Raw genomic sequence first — 3,948 nt, forward strand, 5'->3', positions numbered from 1 at the left:
GTTTCTGGATGAAATAGATGCCCCCCTCGACGATGCAAACATTATGTCTCTCCTCGAGATTATTAAAAGCATCAGCAACAAAACCCAGATAGTATTTATCACACACAACAGAATTACTATGGAATCATCAAACACGATTTATGGCGTCACAATGGAAGAAGAAGGTATTTCAAAGGTCGTATCAGTCAGACTTTAAAAATCAGTAGGTAGTAGGAAGTAAGCAGTAAGCAGAAAAAAACAGGCATAGGCTACTTACTATTTTCTGTATACTGTATCCCGAACACCCAAGTCGAGTTTCTCTAATATAATTAAATAGTTAGTCTTTTATCGGTTACCAATATGTGATAATAGTCAATTTTTTTGTTGACATTGCCGTATATAACATTATCATTATAGGAAAGAAAGGGGGATGGGGGGTATAAATCATGGATAATTTTATAATCAAATCCTCAATTTCCGTCGATCTTCCTTATTGTTATCCTTCATTTGGTAAAAAAATATTTTTATTAAGGAGGTGATTGTGTTACAACAAATTTTCATTAAAATCAGGAAAGGAGGTATCTATGCAACCAGTATCATTACCACCAGTACCACCTGATCCATCTGCTTATATGGGCGCTTGGATAATCTGGGGATTTATGTTTATAGGTACATTTCTTATGACATTCATTGGCACGTGGCTAATTACAAGGGGGTGGAAAGAATGAATCCGCAAGTAACGCAAGCAGCACAAAAATTCTTAGATGTACCAAAACCAACGGCTGAAGGCGTAATTTATGGCATTATAGCACTCGCCCTCATGCTTGGAGTCTGTATGATTCTCGGTATAGCAGCGAAGAAAAAATGGGCATCCTTTGAGGAATACCTTGTTGGGAAAAGGGATATCGGACCCTGGGTTACCGGCGCTGCACTTTCCGCTTCGTACATCTCTGGCTGGGCATTCTGTGGCAGCACGGCTATTGTCTACACAGTCGGTTTTTCAGGCATGTGGTTTGCCGGTATATTCAGCCTTGTAGGCATTATCCCATGTATATGGCTTGCTGCCCTCAAAACAAGGGATTTCGCTGCAAAACTCGGTGCCGCAACTCTCCCTGAAACAATAGGGAGGAGATTTGAATCCAAAGTACTTCAGACAGTAGTGGCATGCTCAATGCTCTACTTCCTCTTCATGTATTCAGTAGGTCAGCTAAAAGCTGGAGGAAGTACGTGGTATGCCCTTACAGGGCTGTCTCCTTTCTGGTGTCTCTTGCTGTCAGTGTTTGTTGCATGGCTCTACATGGTCCTCGGTGGGTACGTCGGGAACCAGTATGCCATGGCAGTTCAGGGTTTTATCTTTGCCTTTGTAGGTACCCTCATCGGCATAATGGCCCTTGTGTACATGGGCGGTTTTTACAACATAACTTCAAATCTTGTAGCACAGAACCCGAAACTGATGCAGCTTATAAGGCCTGACCTTCCAACGAAAGGGTTTACCCAGCTTATGTCAAGCTACGTGGGTATTACCGCAGCAGGTTTAATCTTCTTCACGATGGCAGTGGGCTTTCCCCATAACACAAGCAGGTTCCTCGGCATGAAAAAGCTTAACAAAGCTGATTATTTTAAAATGGTCTTCATTGTCTGGTTATTTACCGGTATCCCTATCATGCTCGATTGCTCGAGTAATGGGTTGGTTTCAAGGGCTATTTATGGCCCAAACCTTCTTGCAATAAAACCGTGGGGGGCCGACCTTGCTGCCCCGATGCTTGCCCATGCGGTTGGTGGGAATATAGTACTTGGACTATACGTAATGGGTCTTTTTTCTGCCGCCCTCTCCACACTCGCCGGTATGGTCTTTATCATGAGTGCAAACATCACAAGGGATATCATAAAGCTCTGGTGGCCTAAAACATCAGATCAAAGCATGCTCTATCTTGGTTACTTCCTCATTGCCCTCTTCCTCTTCATCCCATTTATGTGGACACTGAAGAGACCTCCCCCACTCTTATCGATCTTCATGGGAATGGCAGCTATGGGTCTCGGAGCAGTATTCTTCTTCGTAACAGCAATATCCTATTACTGGAAGCGGGCAACAGCGGCAGGTGCCATATGTACCGTTATATACGGAACTCTCATGTCCGTATACGGTGCATGGGCAGTGATGGCTGCAAAACCACCAAGACTCGGTATGGGTACTACGGAATGGATACTCTTTATTGGCTGTGCCGTCATCTATTTTGGGGTGAGCTTTCTTACCAAGCCACCATCAAAGGAACATATGGAAAAACTCTTTGGTAAGTAAGAGAGAAGCAATAAAAAGGGGCCTTCGGGCCCCTTTTTTTATTCTAGCAAAGCGCTATGAGCAGAAAGAGAAATGCATAGCCAATGGCATGTCTTAGTATCTTTTTATTTTCACTTTGCTCTCAGCGCTACGCTCCATGCTCACCTTTTTGCAGGACATACTGTTTTCATTAATGTTTCAAGGAACGATCCCTCTGGAAAGTGAGTCCAGTCTTTATAACTCCCAGATTTTGCATAGTCCAGAGTTGTCCCTTCTTTGCTTCTTTCAAACATTTCCACAACATGATACTCTCCCCGCTCGCTGAAACAGTTCAACTCGTACAAGACACTCCTGTGGGTAAGCTCACCCAACCCTTCTGTGAACATCCCGGACCGGGCTCGTTTACTCAAATAGAGTTCCTTGCCTTCCTTGCTGTATACGAGTTTATCCCATGCTCTCACAATACCCGGGGAGGGTTTTTCCATCTTTTCCATTCTATAATAATGGTCTCCCTCTTTATCAGAATTATAAAACTGCCAACCCCCTTTATCCACTAAAGTGGGGAAACCACCTTCCGCCTGTCTTGTCCGAGACCTTCTTTCCTGAATTTGCAACGCAATAAAACCAACGATAATCACAGCAAGCCCTACCATAATGCTGATCTTTACGACCCTCTTTATCTGGGAGGCTTTATCTTGCATGTCCATTTCTCTTATTTACGAATCCACCGATAAATGCTCCATGCCAAGAGGAATATTCCGATCAACAACCAGATGATTATGTATATGCTCATGTGATAACCTCACTCTCCATGGCTTTTTCTCTACCATTCCATGGGGGAACAATCAACTAAAAAATAGAGTGATATAAATTTATCTATATTTTCAAGTGGATGAAGGATGGTGTATTCTCATCACTATTGCTCCCCATGAAGAAGATATTTGTCGTACTCCCTACAGAGTAGCCGTATATTACGGCAACGGAAACACTTACATTTTTTCTCCTCTATTCTAATCCCCTTTTTTAATTCAATTACTTATAAAACATCAATCCTTCTTTTTTGATTTTCCTACGCTTATCACAAAAATGATCCCAACGACAAGCATTAAAACTGCTGATATTATTATGAACCATGTAATTCCGTCCACAAAATCACCCCCTTTCTTCTGTATTGTATGCATCTATAATGGGTTTGTATTTTCCTTGTAATCTCCTTTCCATGCGGTTTATTACCTAATAAAAAAGCCGCAACCCGAAGAATTATCTCTTCAGGTGGCGGCCCGACCATCCTGCAATAACCTCCAGAGATATACAAATATCCCTGAACCCATTCGTTATTCAATTTTATGCGTTAAACATTCATAGTAATATAATTATTATTTTATTTTTTAGAAGTCAAGAGTTTTTTCAGGTATTTTTTTATCACTTGACAAGTGCACGAACAACATGTAATCAAATACTACAATGCTCGGTTTTGCTGATATCTGGGTATTTCTTGGTTTTATCATGACAATTTGTTCCTTCCTCTTTTGCCTCATTTACGGTATTATCAACTGGCATAAGGGTATAGAGGAGAAAGAAGGGGATTACCGGGAAGAGATACGTTGGGAAAAAGAAGAGATTGAGTTGATAGAGAAGCTTCCTTAAGCGACATGTTTTATCTCATCACATTTACCCTCGTATACCTTATC

General features: G+C 41.7%; 5 protein-coding genes. 3 read left to right on the forward strand and 2 right to left on the reverse strand.

Annotated features, from left to right (window positions below):
- Together NTU69_10685 and NTU69_10690 are read left to right on the forward strand one after the other, a co-directional pair.
- Positions 1–196, forward strand: a 196-nt coding sequence (locus tag NTU69_10685) for a hypothetical protein (protein ID MCX5803976.1), incomplete at its 5' end; no start/stop codon positions are given.
- 507 nt (positions 197–703) lie between these two features.
- Entirely contained in the window at positions 704–2,278 is a 1,575-nt protein-coding gene (locus tag NTU69_10690; GenBank protein MCX5803977.1) for a hypothetical protein, read from the forward strand.
- 140 nt (positions 2,279–2,418) lie between these two features.
- Here the strand turns inward: NTU69_10690 and NTU69_10695 are convergent, their stop codons facing one another.
- Together NTU69_10695 and NTU69_10700 are read right to left on the reverse strand one after the other, a co-directional pair.
- Positions 2,419–2,958 carry a hypothetical protein gene (locus NTU69_10695; protein MCX5803978.1) on the reverse strand — a complete coding sequence of 180 codons (540 nt, stop codon included), beginning with the start codon at positions 2,956–2,958 and terminating at the stop codon, positions 2,419–2,421.
- A gap of 345 nt (positions 2,959–3,303) precedes the next feature.
- On the reverse strand, positions 3,304–3,438 hold the full coding sequence (locus NTU69_10700) for a hypothetical protein (protein ID MCX5803979.1): 135 nt from the start codon (positions 3,436–3,438) through the stop codon (positions 3,304–3,306).
- A gap of 283 nt (positions 3,439–3,721) precedes the next feature.
- Between NTU69_10700 and NTU69_10705 the strand changes: the two genes are divergently transcribed.
- Complete coding sequence (locus NTU69_10705; protein MCX5803980.1) at positions 3,722–3,904, forward strand: hypothetical protein; 183 nt, start codon at positions 3,722–3,724, stop codon at positions 3,902–3,904.
- The last annotated feature ends 44 nt before the right edge of the window (positions 3,905–3,948 follow it).

It is taken from the genome of Pseudomonadota bacterium, from assembly GCA_026388215.1.
Lineage (GTDB): Bacteria > Desulfobacterota > Syntrophorhabdia > Syntrophorhabdales > Syntrophorhabdaceae > JAPLKF01.

Bases quoted from the DNA above. Each gene is read 5' to 3' on its own strand.
- NTU69_10705 (MCX5803980.1), top strand. From the start codon at position 3,722: ATGCTCGGTTTTGCTGATATCTGGGTATTTCTTGGTTTTATCATGACA.
- NTU69_10700 (MCX5803979.1), bottom strand. From the start codon at position 3,438: ATGCATACAATACAGAAGAAAGGGGGTGATTTTGTGGACGGAATTACA.
- NTU69_10690 (MCX5803977.1), top strand. From the start codon at position 704: ATGAATCCGCAAGTAACGCAAGCAGCACAAAAATTCTTAGATGTACCA.
- NTU69_10695 (MCX5803978.1), bottom strand. From the start codon at position 2,958: ATGCAAGATAAAGCCTCCCAGATAAAGAGGGTCGTAAAGATCAGCATT.